This window comes from Cupriavidus sp. LA-1 (genome assembly GCF_055385985.1).
This window is the reverse complement of record NZ_AP031387.1, coordinates 958,365-974,445: the sequence shown is the minus strand read 5'-3', so window position 1 is coordinate 974,445 and position 16,081 is coordinate 958,365. Positions and strand designations below refer to the sequence as shown.

15 protein-coding genes are annotated in these 16,081 nt (G+C 68.3%); 2 read left to right on the top strand and 13 right to left on the bottom strand.

What is annotated here, in order from left to right:
- Positions 1-14: 14 nt before the first annotated feature.
- Positions 15-878, top strand: coding sequence for an ABC transporter permease (locus ACZ5MJ_RS04630; RefSeq protein WP_464222667.1), 864 nt, complete (start codon positions 15-17; stop codon positions 876-878).
- Between the two features lie 18 nt (positions 879-896).
- Here the strand turns inward: ACZ5MJ_RS04630 and ACZ5MJ_RS04625 are convergent, their stop codons facing one another.
- Positions 897-1,046: a DMT family transporter gene (locus tag ACZ5MJ_RS04625; protein WP_464222666.1), complete on the bottom strand. Its 150-nt coding sequence runs from the start codon at positions 1,044-1,046 to the stop codon at positions 897-899.
- A 42-nt stretch (positions 1,047-1,088) separates the two neighbouring features.
- On the opposite strand from ACZ5MJ_RS04625, the gene ACZ5MJ_RS04620 reads away from it, so the two are divergent.
- On the top strand, positions 1,089-1,403 hold the full coding sequence (locus tag ACZ5MJ_RS04620) for a hypothetical protein (protein ID WP_464222665.1): 315 nt from the start codon (positions 1,089-1,091) through the stop codon (positions 1,401-1,403).
- Between the two features lie 6 nt (positions 1,404-1,409).
- Here the strand turns inward: ACZ5MJ_RS04620 and ACZ5MJ_RS04615 are convergent, their stop codons facing one another.
- The 12 genes from ACZ5MJ_RS04615 to ACZ5MJ_RS04560 all read right to left on the bottom strand — a co-directional run bounded on the left by ACZ5MJ_RS04615 (position 1,410) and on the right by ACZ5MJ_RS04560 (position 16,063).
- The gene (locus tag ACZ5MJ_RS04615) at positions 1,410-2,615 is read right to left on the bottom strand and encodes an O-succinylhomoserine sulfhydrylase (RefSeq protein WP_464222664.1); all 1,206 of its coding nucleotides are present in this window, start codon (positions 2,613-2,615) and stop codon (positions 1,410-1,412) included.
- A gap of 339 nt (positions 2,616-2,954) precedes the next feature.
- Positions 2,955-4,484: an amidophosphoribosyltransferase gene (purF, locus tag ACZ5MJ_RS04610; protein ID WP_464222663.1), complete on the bottom strand. Its 1,530-nt coding sequence runs from the start codon at positions 4,482-4,484 to the stop codon at positions 2,955-2,957.
- A gap of 105 nt (positions 4,485-4,589) precedes the next feature.
- Complete coding sequence (locus ACZ5MJ_RS04605) at positions 4,590-5,087, bottom strand: CvpA family protein (protein WP_464222662.1); 498 nt, start codon at positions 5,085-5,087, stop codon at positions 4,590-4,592.
- A gap of 42 nt (positions 5,088-5,129) precedes the next feature.
- Entirely contained in the window at positions 5,130-5,840 is a 711-nt protein-coding gene (locus ACZ5MJ_RS04600) for an SPOR domain-containing protein (protein WP_464222661.1), read from the bottom strand.
- Between the two features lie 107 nt (positions 5,841-5,947).
- Positions 5,948-7,258: a bifunctional tetrahydrofolate synthase/dihydrofolate synthase gene (folC, locus tag ACZ5MJ_RS04595; RefSeq protein ID WP_464222660.1), complete on the bottom strand. Its 1,311-nt coding sequence runs from the start codon at positions 7,256-7,258 to the stop codon at positions 5,948-5,950.
- A gap of 159 nt (positions 7,259-7,417) precedes the next feature.
- Positions 7,418-8,290 carry an acetyl-CoA carboxylase, carboxyltransferase subunit beta gene (accD, locus tag ACZ5MJ_RS04590; RefSeq protein WP_464222658.1) on the bottom strand — a complete coding sequence of 291 codons (873 nt, stop codon included), beginning with the start codon at positions 8,288-8,290 and terminating at the stop codon, positions 7,418-7,420.
- 180 nt (positions 8,291-8,470) lie between these two features.
- On the bottom strand, positions 8,471-9,268 hold the full coding sequence (trpA, locus tag ACZ5MJ_RS04585) for a tryptophan synthase subunit alpha (protein WP_432257664.1): 798 nt from the start codon (positions 9,266-9,268) through the stop codon (positions 8,471-8,473).
- A gap of 1 nt (position 9,269) precedes the next feature.
- Positions 9,270-10,196, bottom strand: a complete 927-nt coding sequence (locus ACZ5MJ_RS04580) for a DNA-methyltransferase (RefSeq protein WP_464222657.1) — start codon at positions 10,194-10,196, stop codon at positions 9,270-9,272.
- Positions 10,196-11,389, bottom strand: a complete 1,194-nt coding sequence (gene trpB / locus ACZ5MJ_RS04575; protein WP_010814634.1) for a tryptophan synthase subunit beta — start codon at positions 11,387-11,389, stop codon at positions 10,196-10,198. The genes ACZ5MJ_RS04580 and trpB overlap by 1 nt, the downstream gene beginning before the upstream one ends.
- 133 nt (positions 11,390-11,522) lie before the next feature.
- Complete coding sequence (locus ACZ5MJ_RS04570) at positions 11,523-12,254, bottom strand: phosphoribosylanthranilate isomerase (protein ID WP_464222655.1); 732 nt, start codon at positions 12,252-12,254, stop codon at positions 11,523-11,525.
- On the bottom strand, positions 12,241-13,059 hold the full coding sequence (gene truA / locus ACZ5MJ_RS04565; protein ID WP_464222654.1) for a tRNA pseudouridine(38-40) synthase TruA: 819 nt from the start codon (positions 13,057-13,059) through the stop codon (positions 12,241-12,243). Before truA ends, ACZ5MJ_RS04570 begins: the two co-directional genes overlap by 14 nt.
- Positions 13,060-13,210: 151 nt before the next feature.
- Complete coding sequence (locus ACZ5MJ_RS04560) at positions 13,211-16,063, bottom strand: motility hub landmark protein FimV (protein WP_464222653.1); 2,853 nt, start codon at positions 16,061-16,063, stop codon at positions 13,211-13,213.
- Positions 16,064-16,081: the final 18 nt, after the last annotated feature.

Below are 16,081 nucleotides of genomic sequence, written 5' to 3'. Positions count from 1 at the left end.
ACCGAGGCACTGACATGAGCGAACAGGATCCCCGCGCGGATACCACCGATACCTCCCCCGCCATCGCCGGCCGCACGGCCGCGGTCCCGCGGCAGACCTATCCGCAGCCGCTGCTGCCGCGCAACCTGCGCAACTGGATGATGGTCTGGTACCGCAACTACATGGTGTGGAAGAAGCTGGCCATCCCGTCGATGATCGGCAACCTGGCCGACCCGATGATCTACCTGTTCGGCCTCGGCCTCGGGCTGGGGCTGATGGTGGGCCAGGTCAACGGCGTGTCGTATATCGCCTTCCTGGCGGCCGGCACCACCGCGTCCAGCGTGATGATGTCGGCCAGCTTCGAGTCGATGTATTCGGCCTTCTCGCGCATGCATGTGCAGCGCACCTGGGAAGCGATCATGCATGCCCCGCTTACGCTGGGCGACGTGGTGCTGGGCGAGATTGCCTGGGCCGCCAGCAAGGCAGTGCTGTCCGGGCTGGCCATCATGCTGGTGGCGGGCGCGCTCGGCTATGCGCAAATGCCCGGTGCGCTGCTGGCGCTGCCGGTGATCGTGCTGGCCGGCATTGCCTTTGCCGCGCTGGCGATGATCGTCACCGCGCTGGCGCCCAGCTACGACTTCTTCATGTTCTACCAGACCCTGGTGATGACGCCGATGCTGCTGCTCTCCGGCGTGTTCTTCCCGCTGGAGCAGTTGCCCGAAGGCGTGCAGGCAGCCACCAAGCTGCTGCCGCTGGCGCACACCGTGGCGCTGATCCGCCCGCTGATGCTGGGCCGTCCGGTGGATGGCGCCGGCCTGCATCTCGCGGTGCTGGGCGCCTATGCGGTGGCGGCGCTGGTGGTATGCCTGGTGCTGCTGCGCCGCCGACTGCTGCGCTAAGACTGCCGCATGCCAGGCTCAGGCGCTGCTTATCAGCTTGAGCCCGGCAATTCCGCTCACGATCACGCCCATGCAGCCCAGCCGCGCCGCGGTGGCAGGCTCATTGAAGGGTATGATGCCGGGGATCGCGGTGCCGGCCGCGCCGATGCCGGCCCGGAGGCCGATCACCCACACCACCTCGAACAGCCCCCGCCAGGGCCAGCAGCGTCCATGCCATATCAATTCCTCGGATTGCGTCGTAACGTGCGCAACGATAGCGGAGAATCCGCCACCTTGCAGCGCGCCCTGGCGCTGGCGGCCGCATTCGCGACGGTGTCGCTGGCCGGATGCATGGTGGTGGCGGTGGGCAGTGCCGCGGTATCGACGGTGGCAACCGTGGGATCGGCCGCCGTCAGCGTGGCCACTACCGCGGTCAGCACTACTTACGACATCACGGCTGCTGGCGTGAAGGCCGTGGCCGGCAGCGACGAAGCCGCGCCGCCCCCGTCGCCACCGCCAGCACAGTCGCCACAGCCGGCGCAGTAAGCGCGCTCAGTCGCCCAGGCCGCGCAGCAGGTCGGCCTTCAGGTCCTCGACCGACTCCAGTCCCACCGCCAGGCGGATCAGCCCTTCGCCCACGCCCGCGGCCGCCTTGGCCTCGGGGCTCACGCGCGCGTGCGTGGTGGTGTACGGGTGCGTGATGGTGGTGCGGGTGTCGCCCAGGTTGCCGGTGATCGAGCACAGACGGGTGTTGTCGATCACGCGCCAGGCGTTGGCACGCTGCTGCTCGGGCGTGGCGCCCTTCAGCTCGAACGACACGATCGCGCCGCCGCCGCTTTGCTGGCGCATGGCGATCTCGTGCTGCGGGTGCGATTTCAGCGCCGGATGGAACACGCGCGCCACGGCCGGATGCGACTCCAGGAACTGCGCCAGCGACAGCGCGCTGGCCGAATGGCGCTCCATGCGGATCGCCAGTGTCTCCATGCCCTTGAGCAGCACCCATGCGTTGAATGCCGACAGCGTCGGGCCGGCGGTGCGCACAAACGGGAACACCTTGCCCATGATGTAATCGTGCGTGCCCAGCACTGCCCCACCCAGCACGCGGCCCTGGCCGTCGATATGCTTGGTGGCCGAATGCACCACGATGTCGGCGCCGAACTTCATCGGCTGCTGCAGCGCCGGCGAACAGAAGCAGTTGTCGACCACCAGCAGCGCGCCCGCATCATGGGCGATGTCGGCCACGGCGGCAATGTCGGCCACTTCGGTCAGCGGGTTTGACGGGGTTTCCAGGAAGAACAGCCTGGTGTTCGGGCGCACCGCGGCGCGCCAGGCGTTCAGGTCGCTGGGATCGACGAAGGTGGTCTCGACGCCGAACTTCGAGAAGATATTGCCGAACAGCGTCATGGTCGAGCCGAAGATCGCGCGCGAGCTGACCAGGTGGTCGCCCGCCTGCATCGACGACAGCACCACCGACAGGATCGCGCTCATGCCCGAAGCGGTCGCCATGCAGGCCTGCGCGCCTTCGAGCGCGGCCAGGCGCGACTGGAACATCGACACCGTCGGGTTGGTGAAGCGCGAGTAGGTGAAGCCCTCTTCCGAGTTGGCGAAGCGTTCGGCGGCCTCGGCCGCGCTGCCGAAGCAGAAGCTCGAGGTCAGGTACATGGCCTCGGAGTGCTCCATGAATTCGCTGCGCAGCGTGCCGGCGCGCACGCCAAGGGTGTCGATGCCGAGCGATTCGGGGTTGAGCGGTTCGTTCATGCTGGTGGCGCGGTCGTACCCGCGCGAATGCGATGGTTTCGACAAGCTGCGCGCCGGTCCGGGGAAGCGGCGCGCAGCCATGAAAAAAGCCCGTGCGATCGGGTGGTCGGATCGACGGGCTTGCTGTTCTGCGAATGGCCTTTGGCTTCAGGCTGTGGCGGCCGGCTTCCGGGAATCGCGGTGCCGGGAAGGCACTGGGGACCGGAATTCGTTGCTGACCGCCATCTCTTTAGCTGTTTCGGGCTGTACCCGCGTCCGCAAGCTGACTATCAAATCGACGCCCGGCCATGTTACGGCCGGGCTTCGCGTTAGTCAACGCGCTGGCGCGTGCGGCACGGCTTACTCGTTGCCGCCGGAGCGCTGCAGGTGCAGTTGCGAGCGCTCGGTGTCACCATTAGTGCCATCGCGGTCGGCCTGGCTGCGCGCAGTTTCCAGGCGGTTCAGGTAGGCCTCGTCGATATCGCCGGTAATGTAGCGGCCATCGAAGCACGAAGCATCGAAGTCGTTCAGCGCCGGGTTGATGTCGCGCACGGCCTGCTTCATCGCTTCCACGTCCTGGTACACCAGCTTGTCCGCGCCGATGATCTTCGCGATCTCTTCGTGCGTGCGGTTGTGGGCCACCAGTTCGCTGCGGGTCGGCATGTCGATGCCGTACACGTTGGGGTACTTCACCGGCGGCGCGGCCGAGGCGAAGATCACCTTGTTGGCGCCGGCGTCGCGCGCCATCTGCACTATCTCGAACGAAGTGGTGCCGCGCACGATCGAGTCATCGACGATCAGCACGTTCTTGCCCTTGAACTCCACGCCCATGGCATTGAGCTTCTGGCGCACCGACTTCTTGCGCACTGCCTGGCCGGGCATGATGAAGGTGCGGCCGACATAGCGGTTCTTGAAGAAGCCTTCGCGGTAATTCACGCCCAGGCGGTTGGCCACCTGCATCGCGGCCGGACGGCTGGAATCGGGGATCGGCATGACCACGTCGATATCGCCGGCCGACACTTCCTGGCGGATCTTCTCGGCCAGGTAGTCGCCCATGCGCAGGCGCGCGTCATAGACCGGCACGCCGTCGATGCACGAATCCGGACGGGCCAGGTAGACGTATTCGAAGATGCAAGGCGTCAGCACCGCGTGCTCGGCGCACAGCTTGGTGTGGAGCTTGCCGTCCAGGTCGATGAAGATGGCCTCGCCCGGCGCCACGTCGCGCTCGAGCTTGTAGCCGATGCCTTCCAGCGCCACGGACTCGGAGGCCACCATCCATTCCTTGCCGGTCGGGGTCTCGACGCTGCCCAGGCACAGCGGGCGGATGCCGAACGGGTCGCGCACCGCCAGCATGCCGTAGCCGGCGATCTGCGCGGCGATGGCATACGAGCCGCGCACGCGGCGGTGCAGGCCGCTGACCGCCGTGAAGATCATGTCCGGGTCCAGCGCCATGCCGCTGCTGGCGCGCTGCAGCTCGTCGGCCAGCACGTTCAGCAGCACTTCGGTGTCCGAATGCGTGTTGATGTGGCGGCGATCGCGGCGGAACATCTCTTCGCGCAGCTGCTCCCAGTTGGTCAGGTTGCCGTTGTGCGCCAGGATCACGCCGTACGGCGCATTCACGTAGAACGGCTGCGCCTCTTCCTCGCTGGATGCCGAGCCGGCGGTCGGATAGCGCACCTGGCCGATACCGGCAGCGCCGGGCAGGCTGCGCATGTTGCGGGTGCGGAAGACATCGCGCACCAGGCCGTTGGCCTTGTGCATGTGGAAGGTACTGCCGTTGGCGGTGGCGATGCCGGCAGCATCCTGTCCGCGATGTTGCAACAACAGCAGGCTGTCGTAAATCAATTGGTTGACGGGCGTGGATGACACCACACCGACGATACCGCACATGCCAAGCTCCCAGGAAAGGCTTTGATTCAGGGGGCGCAGCCTGGCCCGGCATATCCTCCGGACCCCAAGGCCTGCGTTACTACCAGCCGGGCAACGTGCCCGGCCTTATGTCTTCACGTACTTCGCCAGCTCCGGCGGCAGCCATGGCCTGACCGATTCCATGGCCTGCATCACGTAGGGGCGGCTTACCGCGTTGCGCCAGAACGGTTCCTCCGGCAGTTTGGTCAGGCTTGCCAGCGTGACCATCACCATCACCAGCAACACGCCGCGCACCAGGCCGAACATCAGTCCCAGCCCGCGGTCGGCGGGCTTGAGCCCGGTGCTCTCCAGCAGCTGCCCGACCACCATGCCGGCCAGCGAGGCCCCCAGCACGGTGCCGATCAGCAGCACCACGAAGCCCAGCGCATGCCGGGCCAGCTCGCCACCGGGCATCGATTCAGGTATCCAGCCCGCGGCCACCGCGCCGTAGCGGAACGCCACCCAGAACGCCACCACCCAGCCGATCAGCGACAGCACCTCGCGCACGAGGCCGCGCAGCACGCCGAGCAGGCCCGAGGCGAGCAGGATGAAGACCACGGCATAGTCGAAGAAAGTCGGCTGCATCGTTGCTGGCGGCCGGGCACAGGCACCGGCCGTGGCTGCCCTTTACTGTTCCACGACCCTGGAGGCCAACCCCACTGCCCGGATGCGCTTGTCGGCGGCGTCGGCAGCATCGCGGTCGCTGAAGGGGCCGGCACGCAGCAGGATGCGTTCGCCATCGGCCAGCACTTTCTTTTCGACATAGGCCGGGACCTTGCTCGCCTTGAGCTTGGCCAGCCAGCCCTTGGCGCGCTCTTCGGAAGAGAAAGCGCCGATCAGGATCAGGTACTTGCCGCTGCCCGGCTTGGCTTCGGGCTTGGCCTCGGCACGCTGCGCGGGCTTGTCGGCGGCAGCGGCCGTTGCCGCGGGCTGCGGCGTGTTGACGATTTCCTCGCCGGCGTCCAGTGCCGCGGCATCGTTGCGCGCGGCCGGTGCAGGCGGCAGCGGATCGGCCTTGCGGGGCTCGACGCGGGGCTTCTGCGCCCCCTGCCCGCCCGTGACCTTGACCGAGACGTCCTCGGACACCGGCCGCGGCTTGGACTCGAACACGATCGGCAGCACGATCACGGCGGCCACCATCAGCACCACGGCGCCGATCAGCCGGCGGCGCGCGCGCTGCTTCTGCGGGAATTCGGGGTCCAGCGTGTCGTCGGCATACTCATCGGCCAGGCGGCGCGACGAGGCGATGCCCGCACCCGTGTCGGTGCGCTGGCGCCGCGCACGCTCGGGTGCCGGGTCGTTGCCCTTGCGGGAAGAAAACAGCGAAAGCAGGCCCATAGATTGGTTCGGTGATACGGCCTCGTGGGCCGCTCGTTGCGTTTGCCGCTCAATGATCGGCCAAGGCCGCCGGGGTTGCCAGGTCAGCGGGCGCCGGGGCGCCTGCTTCAGTTAGCCTGCGTGGCACGATAGGCCATGACGCCGGCGACGGTATAGAACGATCCGAAGACCAGAATTCTATCATTCTCGGTGGCACGCTCGATGGCATCCCGGAATGCCGCCTCAGGGCTGGAAAAGCAGGCCGCGGTGGCATCCGGCCCGGGCTGGAATCCGCCGGCCTCCAGCTTGGCCAGCAGCTCCGCGGCGCTGGCCGCGCGCTCGGTCGGCAGGTCGCACAGGCACCAGTGGTCGACCTTGTCGGCCACATGCTGCAGCACCCCGGCGATGTCCTTGTCCTGCATCGCGCCGAACACCGCATAGGTGTAGCGGAAGAACCCCATGTTCTCCAGGTTCTGCCCCAGCGTGGCCGCCGCATGCGGATTGTGCGCCACGTCCAGGATCACCGCCGGGCGGCCCGGCAGCACCTGGAAGCGGCCCGGCAGTTCGACGAAGGCCAGCCCGTTGCGCACTTCCTGCGCGCTCACCGGCAGGCGCTGGCGCATGGCCTGCAGCGCGGCCAGCGCCGCCGCCGCATTGAGCAGCTGGTTGGCGCCGCGCAGCGCCGGGTAGCCCAGGCCATTGAGCTTGCGCCCGCCGCCGCTCCAGTCCCATTGCTGGCGCTCCTGGCCCTTGGCAGCGTGGAAATGGAAATCGCGCCCCAGCAGCCACAACTCGGCACCGACGGCTTCGGCGTGCGCCACCAGCGACTTGGGCGGCACCGGGTCGCCGCAGATCGCGGGCACGCCCGGGCGGAAGATGCCAGCCTTCTCGAAGCCGATCTCCTCGCGCGTATGGCCCAGGTACTGGGTATGGTCGATATCGACGCTGGTGACGATGGCGCAGTCGGTATCGATCACGTTGACCGCATCGAGCCGCCCGCCCAGGCCGACTTCCAGGATGATCGCGTCCAGCCCGGCCGCGGCGAAGGCATGGATGATCGCCAGCGTGGTGAACTCGAAGTAGGTCAGGCTGATCGGGTCGGCAAAGCTGTTGCGCGCGCGCTCGACCGCCTCGAAATGCGGCAGCAGCTGCGCATCGCTGGCGATCTCGCCGTTGATGCGGGCGCGCTCGTTGAACGAGATCAGGTGCGGCGAGGTATGGCAGCCCACCTTGTAGCCGGCTTCAAGCAGGATGCGCTCCAGCATGGCGCAGGTAGAGCCCTTGCCGTTGGTGCCGCCCACCGTGAACACCACGGCGTCGATGCGCAGCCCGAGGGCCTCCTTCACGCGCGTGATGCGCGCCAGGCCCATGTCGATGCCCACGGGATGGGCGATTTCGAGATGGGCAAGCCATTCGGGGAGCGTATGGAAGACAGGCATGTGGGGTGCGAGGAAAGCTGTTGCTACCAGATTTGGCCAGCCAGCGGCAAAGTCAAGGCCGGGCTTGTGCCCAGTCCGATATGGCGGCCAGGAAAAGTGGCCAGAAAAAGCGAAAGGCGCGTCAACCACCCGCGCCCTTGATCTGCCATGCAGACGTTGTTATGCCACCGCGTCGGCGGGCTGCTTCTGCAGCAGCGCCAGCAGCTGCGCCAGCTCCGCGCGCATCTTGCGGCGGTCGACGATCATGTCGATCGCGCCCTTGGTCAGCAGGAATTCCGAACGCTGGAAGCCTTCAGGCAGCTTCTCGCGCACGGTCTGCTCGATCACGCGCGGGCCGGCAAAGCCGATCAGCGCCTTGGGCTCGGCGATCACCACGTCGCCCAGGAAGGCGAAGCTGGCCGACACGCCGCCCATGGTCGGGTCGGTCAGCACGCTGATGAACGGCAGCCTGGCTGCGCTCAGCTGGTTCAGCATCGAGGTGGTCTTGGCCATCTGCAGCAGCGACAGCAGGCTTTCCTGCATGCGCGCGCCGCCGGTGGCGGTAAAGCAGATGAACGGCACCTTCTGCTCCAGCGCGGCCTGCGCGCCGCGCACGAAGCGTTCGCCCACCACCGAGCCCATCGAGCCGCCCATGAACTCGAACTCGAAGCAGCTCGCCACCACCGGGATGGTGTGGATGGCACCGCCCATCACCACCATGGCATCGGTCTCGCCGGTGTCGTCCATGGCGGCCTTGATGCGGTCCGGGTACTTCTTGGAATCCTTGAACTTCAGTGCGTCGACCGGCACGATCTCCTGGCCGATCTCATAGCGGCCTTCGGCGTCCAGCAGCGCGTCCAGGCGCGCCCGCGCGCTGATGCGCATATGGTGGTCGCACTTGGGGCAGACGTGCAGATTGGCCTCGACGTCGGTCCGGTACAGGGTGGACTCGCACGACGGGCACTTGACCCACAAACCCTCAGGGATGCCCTTGCGGGTGCTGGGGTCGGTCTGTTGAATCTTGGGGGGCAGGAGTTTATCCAACCAGCTCATGAAAGCTCCTTTCGGATGACTGCGGTCCGCCGGCAAGCCCGGTGTCGGGACGCCCGTTGGCAGATGGCAGGGAATCAACCCGCGAATTTACCATGCCGGCCCGGTGACCTCGAAGCGCAACGCGCAATTTGCGCATACTGACGCACTTCCAGGCGACCACCGAGCCGGCATTGCATCACTTCAGCTATCGAGCGCCTGGCGGATCTCGGCGATAAATGCCTGCAGCGTCGCCACCGCCTGCTCGCGCGGCGTGTCCTCGAGCAACTGCACCAGGCGGCTGCCGATCACCACGGCGTCGGCCACGCTGCCGATCGCGCGCGCGGTCTGCGCGTCGCGGATGCCGAAGCCCACGCCCACCGGCAGGTTGGCGTGCTGCTTGATCAGCGGCAGGCGCGCGGCCACGCTGCCGAGGTCGATCGCGGCCGACCCGGTCACGCCCTTGAGCGACACGTAGTACAGGTAGCCGCTGGCCACGCGCGCCACCGCCTCGATGCGCGCATCGGTCGAGGTCGGCGCCAACAGGAAGATGGGGTCCATGCCGTTGTCACGCATCAACCCGGCGAACGACTCGCACTCCTCGGGGGGATAGTCGACCACCAGCACGCCGTCGACGCCGGCTTCGCGCGCGGCGGCGGCAAAGGCCTGCTCGCCCATGCACTCGATCGGGTTGGCGTAGCCCATCAGCACCACCGGGGTGTCGGCGTTGGTCTGGCGGAACTCGCGCACCCACTGCAGCACCTGGGTCAGCGACACGCCCTGCGCCAGCGCGCGCTCGGAGGCGCGCTGGATCACGGGGCCGTCGGCCATCGGGTCCGAGAACGGCACGCCCAGCTCGATCACGTCGGCACCGCCCGCCACCAGCGCGTGCATCAGCGCCACGGTCAGGCCGGGCTCAGGGTCGCCGGCGGTGATAAACGGAATCAGGCCCTTCTTCTGCTGCGCGGCCAGTGCCGCGAACGTCTTCTGGATACGGGACATATCAGGGAATCAGGTGAGGCCGCGGCGCCGGCGAGACATCGTCGTTGGCGGCGGCCAGGGTTGGGGTGGCGGCAGGTTCGGCGGCAGCGTTCGTGACGGCAAGGGCCGCGGCGGCGGCGGAGACACGGCCGCACGCCACCTGCACATACTCCGGATTGATCTCGTAGCCGGCAAAGCGCCGCCCGTGGCGCAGGCAGGCCACCGCGGTGGTGCCGCTGCCGGCGAACGGGTCCAGCACCAGGCCGCCCGGCGGGCAGCTCGACAGCACCATGCGCTCGACGATCTCCAGCGGCTTCTGCGTCGGATGGTTGGCGCGCTCCGGATCCTGGCGGTGGATGCGCGAGACGCTCCACAGGTCCTTCGGGTTGTAGCCCACCTCCAGCCACTTCTTGCCTTCGAAACGCGGGCGGCTGCGTGCCTTCTTGGTCTCGGGGTCGTACGGGATGCGGACCGGGTCGAGATCGAAGTAGTAGTCGCGCGCGCGCGCAAAGAAGCCGATGTTGTCGTGGACCGACGAGAACTTGCGCGTGGTGCCGCCCATGCTGGGCACGCGGCGGTCCCAGATGATCTCGTTGATCATGGTCAGGCGCCGCTTGAGCATCACGAACAACTCGGGCGAGTACTGCCAGGTGCAGAACAGGTAGAGCGTGCCCTTGGGTGCGAGCTTGGGCACGACCGCGTCCATCCAGCGCTCGGACCAGTCCAGGTACGCCTGGCCCGACAGCAGGTCGGAATCGTTGCCGTAGTCCTTGCCCAGCCCGTAGGGCGGATCGGCGACGATCAGGTCGACCGAGCCGTCCGGCAGGCGGGCAATGCCCTCGAACATGTCTTCCTGGAACAGGCGCAACTGGGCGGAATCGGGCGCACCGGACGCATCCGGTGCACCCGCGCCGCCCACGGCAAGTCCGGTCGGAGGCAGCGCGCGCATCAGAGCTTGAGCCCCGCGCGCTCGGCCACGGTGTGCATGTCCTTGTCGCCGCGTCCGGACAGGTTCACCAGCAGCAGCTTGTCCTTGGGCAGCGTCGGCGCCAGCTTGCAGGCATAGGCGATGGCGTGGCTCGATTCCAGCGCCGGGATGATGCCCTCGATGCGGCAGCAGTCATGGAAGGCCTTGAGCGCTTCCTCGTCCGTGATCGGCACGTACTGCGCGCGGCCGCTGTCCTTGAGCCAGGCATGCTCCGGGCCCACGCCCGGGTAGTCCAGGCCGGCCGACACCGAATGGGTCTCGATGATCTGGCCGTTGGCGTCCTGCAGCAGGTAGGTGCGGTTGCCGTGCAGCACGCCCGGCGTGCCGCCGGTCAGCGAGGCCGCGTGGCGGCCGGTGTCCAGGCCGTCGCCGGCGGCTTCCACGCCGATCAGCTGCACGTCCTGGTGCTCGATGTACGGGTAGAAGATACCCATGGCGTTGGAGCCGCCGCCCACGCAGGCGATCACGGCATCCGGCTGGCGGCCGGTCATTTCCGGCATCTGCACCTTGGCTTCCTCGCCGATCACGCACTGGAAGTCGCGCACCATCATCGGGTACGGGTGCGGGCCGGCCACGGTGCCGATGATGTAGAAGGTGTTCTCGACGTTGGTGACCCAGTCGCGCATGGCTTCATTGAGCGCGTCCTTGAGCGTGCGCGAGCCGCTTTCCACCGGCACCACGGTGGCGCCCAGCAGCTTCATGCGGTAGACGTTGGCGGCCTGGCGCTTGACGTCCTCGGCCCCCATGTAGACCACGCACTCCATGCCGAAGCGCGCGGCGATGGTGGCGGTGGCCACGCCATGCTGCCCTGCGCCGGTCTCGGCGATCACGCGCGGCTTGCCCATGCGCTTGGCCAGCAGCGCCTGGCCGATCACGTTGTTGATCTTGTGCGCGCCGGTGTGGTTCAGGTCTTCGCGCTTGAAGTAGATCTGCGCGCCGCCGAGCGTCTCGCTCCAGCGCTGCGCGTGGTAGATCGGCGACGGACGGCCGACAAAGTGCTTCAGTTCGCGGCGGTATTCGGCATCGAACTCCGGATCCTTCTGGTAGTGCGCATAGGCCTCGCGCAGCTCATCGAGCGCGTGGACCAGCGTTTCGGACACGAAGGTGCCGCCATAGGGGCCGAAATGGCCACGGGAATCGGGCAAGTCGTACATGTCTAGACTCTTCAGAACAGCGGCCTTGCCTCATCCGGCAAGGGCGCATGGTTGACTGCGATGCGTGTGCCCGCAAGCGGCAGGTCACGGGCGGCATGGGGAAAGACGCGGGAGACGCGAAAGACGGCCCGGCTCATCCTGCCTCGGTACTGCGCACTGCGCGCACGAACGCGGCGATGCGGGCGTGGTCCTTCACGCCCCTGGCGGCCTCTACCCCGCTGCTGACATCCACAGCGTAGGGCCGCACGCGTTCAATCGCGCCAGCGACGTTTTGCGCGTTCAACCCACCACTCAAAACGATGCGAGGAGCGCCGCTTGCGTTCGGGTTGCCGGTAGCTGGTACCGGGGGAGTAGGCGGAAGCCATGCCGGAGGAATCAGGGTCCAGTCGAAGACGTGGCCGCCACCGCCATAGCCTTCGACGAAGGCGTCGAGCAGCAAGGCAGCGGCATCACGGTATTGATCGGCGAATTCTACCAAATCGAGGCCCGGGCGGACACGGGCGGCGCGCAGGAACGGCAGCCGGCAGCGCTGCGATGCCTGCGAGCAGAACTGGGGAGTCTCGTCGCCGTGCAGTTGCAGCAGCGTCAGCGGCACCCGCTCTGCCACATGGGCGATGTCTTCCAGGTCGGCGTTGACGAACAGCCCCGTGATCGCCACGAACGGGCCAGCGGCCTCGGCCAGCGCCGCCGCGCGCGCCACGTCGACGTAGCGCGGGCTCTTGGGGTAGAACACCAGGCCGATGGCGTCGGCGCCGGCGTCCACGGCGGCGCGCACATCCTCCTCGCGGGTCAGGCCGCAGATCTTGATGCGGGTGCGGGCCGGCATGTGCGTCGTGCTGCCTTTGGCGGCCTCAGGATGCGTCATCGAAGACTCCATGGAACAGGCTTGCGGACGGATCGGCCGCGGGAAGCCGGTAAGGATCAGGATACTTGACGCCGACGAGGTAGAGGCCGTCCGGCATAAACGTCGGCGCCGCCAGCTTGCGCTCGCGCCCGGCCAGCACCTGCGCCAGCCACTGCGCCGGGTAGCGTCCGCGCCCCACCGCCACCAGGCAGCCCATCAGGTTGCGCACCATGTGGTGCAGGAAGGCGCTGGCGCGAAAGCGCAGGAACACCCAGTTGCCGTCGTCCCGGATGGTGACGTCGTACATGGTCTTGACCGGCGACTTGGCCTGGCATTCAGCCGCGCGGAAGGCGGAAAAATCGTGCTCGCCGATCAGGCAGGCTGCCGCCTCGCGCATGGCGTCCACGTCCAGCCGCTGGCCCGGCGGCAGCATCTGGTAGCCGGCGCGGCCATGCACCAGCGGCACGCGGTGCGGGCCGGTGTAGAGCGCGTAGTAGTACATGCGCTCGAACGCCAGGAAACGGGCATGGAAGCCATCGTCGACCGGCAATGCCCACTGCAGCGCGATCGATGGCGGCAGGAAGGCATTGACGCCGCGCACCCAGGAAAAAGGCTCGCGCTCCAGTGCAGTATCCAGGTGGATGACCTGGCCAAGCGCATGCACGCCGGTATCGGTGCGCCCCGCCACCGTGGTCAGCAGGCGCACGCCGGCAAAGCGCTCGATGGCGTCTTCCAGGCGGTCCTGGACGGTGTTGCGGTGCGGCTGCGACTGCCAGCCCGAAAAGGCGGCGCCGTCGTAGTGCAGGCCAAGAGCGATGCGGTTCATGTCAGGGGATCAGGCAAGGCGGCGGGCACGGCTTCAGGCGCAGTGGTTCACGCCAGGCCCGCCGGAAAAGCAAATGCGCCGGAAGGGACGCTTCCGGCGCATCGCTTCAGGCCGCGGCAGCGCGTGCCGCAGCCGGACCGTCAATGATAGCTCAGGCCACTTCCTTGAGCAGGGAACGGGCCTCGGCCTGCAGCGGGTCCTGCGACTGCTCGACCACTTCCTGCAGCAGCTCGCGCGCGCCTTCCTTGTCGCCGATCTCGATATAGGCGCGGGCCAGGTCCAGCTTGATCTGCATGTCGCGCCCGCCGTCCATGCCGTCGGCCGACAGCGTGCTCGGCGAGACCCCATGCGTGAGGACGCCGCCGGTGTCGGGCGCCACCCGCGACAGGTCGATCGGCTCGGCCAGCTTGCCGTCGCGCAGCATGGTGGCGGCCGGCAGCGGCGCGGTGGCCTCGTCCAGCACGGTCTTGCTGCGCGCGTCGTCCAGCGAGGCACCGCCCAGGTCGAGCGACAGCCCGGACATGTCGAACTCCAGCGGACGGCCGCGGGTCGGCGTGTCGAGCGTGGGCACGTCGTCGGCAAGCGGGTCGACGCCGGCCTCCGGCAAGCCAAGGTCCAGGCGCACGGCCTCGCCGGCATCCTGCGCCTCAGCGCCGAACACCATGGCGGCAGAGGCCGGGGCGACGATCGGGTCGCCGGCGGCCGGTGCCGGGAAGGCGTCCAGCGGCAGCGCCAGGTCGCCCAGCGACGGCTCCAGCCGCGGGATCGCGGCCGGGTCATGCGACGGATCCTGAGTGCGCCACTGGTCCATCGTGAGCGACGCCGTCTCGGGACCGGCGGACTCTGGCGTTACCACCAGGAAGAGCGCGTTGCCCGGTTCAAGCGCGCGCCCCATTTCTGCTGCCTTCAGCCATTCCGCCCCTTGTCCGCCGGTCTGGGCGAACATTTCTTCTGCAATCACGCGGAACCCTTCCACATCCTGTCTGTTGCTGTAAATCTCCAGGAGCTTGAGCCGTACCGGCTGCTGCTCCGGGTTTTTCTCCAGGGCTTCGCGCAGGATTTCCTCTGCCTGCACATCGCGCCCATAGGCGATATAGACCTCGGCCTCGGCGATGGGGTCGACCTCGTTGGCTTCCGGCGTGTTGTTGCCGATGCGGAAGTCCGCACCGAACACGCTGTGCTGCGAGGTATCGACGCTCTGCCCGCCGGCCGTGCCGAACAGCGAATTGGCGCCGGCCATCACCGTACTTTCCTGCGACAGGACGCTGTCGCCGAAGCCGGTCGTCTCGCTCGTCTTCTGCTGCTGGCGGCGGCGGTAGATCGCGTAGACGCCCAGCAATGCCACCAGCAGGCCGCCGCCGGGCAGCAGCATGGGATTGGCCAGCAGGCCGTCGACGAACGACGGTTGAGGCACCGGCTCGGGCTGGGCCACCACCGGCGGCGGGCGCTTGGCAGCGGGGGCCGATGCCGCGCCCGCATCCTGCGCGGCCTTGGCAGCCACGGCGGCAGCCGGCTGCGAGGCGGGCGCTGCGGCCACGGCGGAGGCAGCAGCCGGGGCCGCAGCATCCGCGGCGCTGGCGCCGGCCGTTGCCGCGGCGGGTGCGCTGGCTGCCGCAACAGCGGTTGCAGCGGGTGCGGCAACCGTTGCGGCGGCAGCAGCCGGGGCCACGGCATCGGCCTTCGGCGGCTGGGCCGCCACCACGGTCGGCGCCGCCGCCGCGGCCTTGGCCGCTGCGTCAGCCTTTTCCTTGTCGGCCAGCGCGGCCTGGTTGGCCTGGCTCAGCTTGGCAATCTCGGCGTTCTTCAGCTCGAGCAGCTTCTGCATGTCGCCGACGTTCTTTTCCAGCTGCGCCAGGCGCGCTTGCGCCTCCTTGAGCTCGCGCTCGCGCGCGATGCCGGCTTCGGCCTTGGCCGCAGCGTCGGCCTGCGCGCCACGCGCGGCCTTGCTGAGCTTCAGTTCATCGCGCGGGCCGTCGGCCGGGGCGGCCTGCTCCTGCACGCGGGCGGTCACGTTGCCCGATTGCTGGCGCCCGCTGTCGGGCTCGACCGACTTGGCCGCGGCCGCGCTGGCCAGCCGGCTGCGGTAGGCATCGAAGCCCTGCGTACGCGCCACCACCTCGCGGCGGGCGGCCTTCGGCGTCACGGCTTGCACCTGCTGCTGAGTCGGGACCTGCAGCACCGCGCCGCTGCGCAGCCGGTTGATGTTGCCGCCGATAAAGGCGTTGGGGTTGTTGCGATAGAGCGCCACCAGCATCTGGTCCAGCGAGACCGATTCCTGGCCTTGCACGGCCTCGCCGGCAATGCTGGAAAGCGTGTCGCCGCGCTGCACGGTATAGCCGCCGCCGGGCGCCATGTCGGCGCCGCCGCTGGCGGCCGGCGCCGCGGCGCGCTTCGCGCCCTGGCGGGCCGGGCGCACGGGTGCGGCCGGCCTGGCAATCTCGGCCGCGGCGGCAGGCGCAGTCTGCTGCGCGGGCGCGGGCTGCGGTGCGGCCGCTGCCGGCGGTGCATCCGGCGTCGCGGCCGGCACCACCGTCGCCGGCGAGAAAGTCTGGTTGGAAGGCCTGGCCCCGGCCGGGTCAAGCAGGAAGGTATAGGCGCGCGAGACCTTGCCGCTGGCCCAGCTCATGTCGACCAGAAGGTCGACAAAGGGCTCGCTGATCGGCTGGCTGGAGCGGACCCGGGCCACATAGCTGCCGTTCGGGCGGCGCTCGACCTCCAGCCGCAGGCTGCCGACCGCCGGCAGATAGGTCAGCCCGGCCGCGGCATAGGCCGCTGGCGGCGCCAGCTTGACGCTGAGCCCCGCGGCCTCCTCGGCACTGACCCCACTGATGTCGATCTCAGCCTGCAGCGGCTGCCCCAGATTCGACTGTACCCGCAATTGCCCGAACCCCGCGGCATACGCGGCCGGCTGCGCAAGCAGCAGGCCCAGTGCCGTGACGGCCAGCGTTGACCAGCGCTGACGGGCAGTAGGCGCATCTTTCCGGCGATGTTGGCTCACACTCACCTTATGCTCCGTTATGTT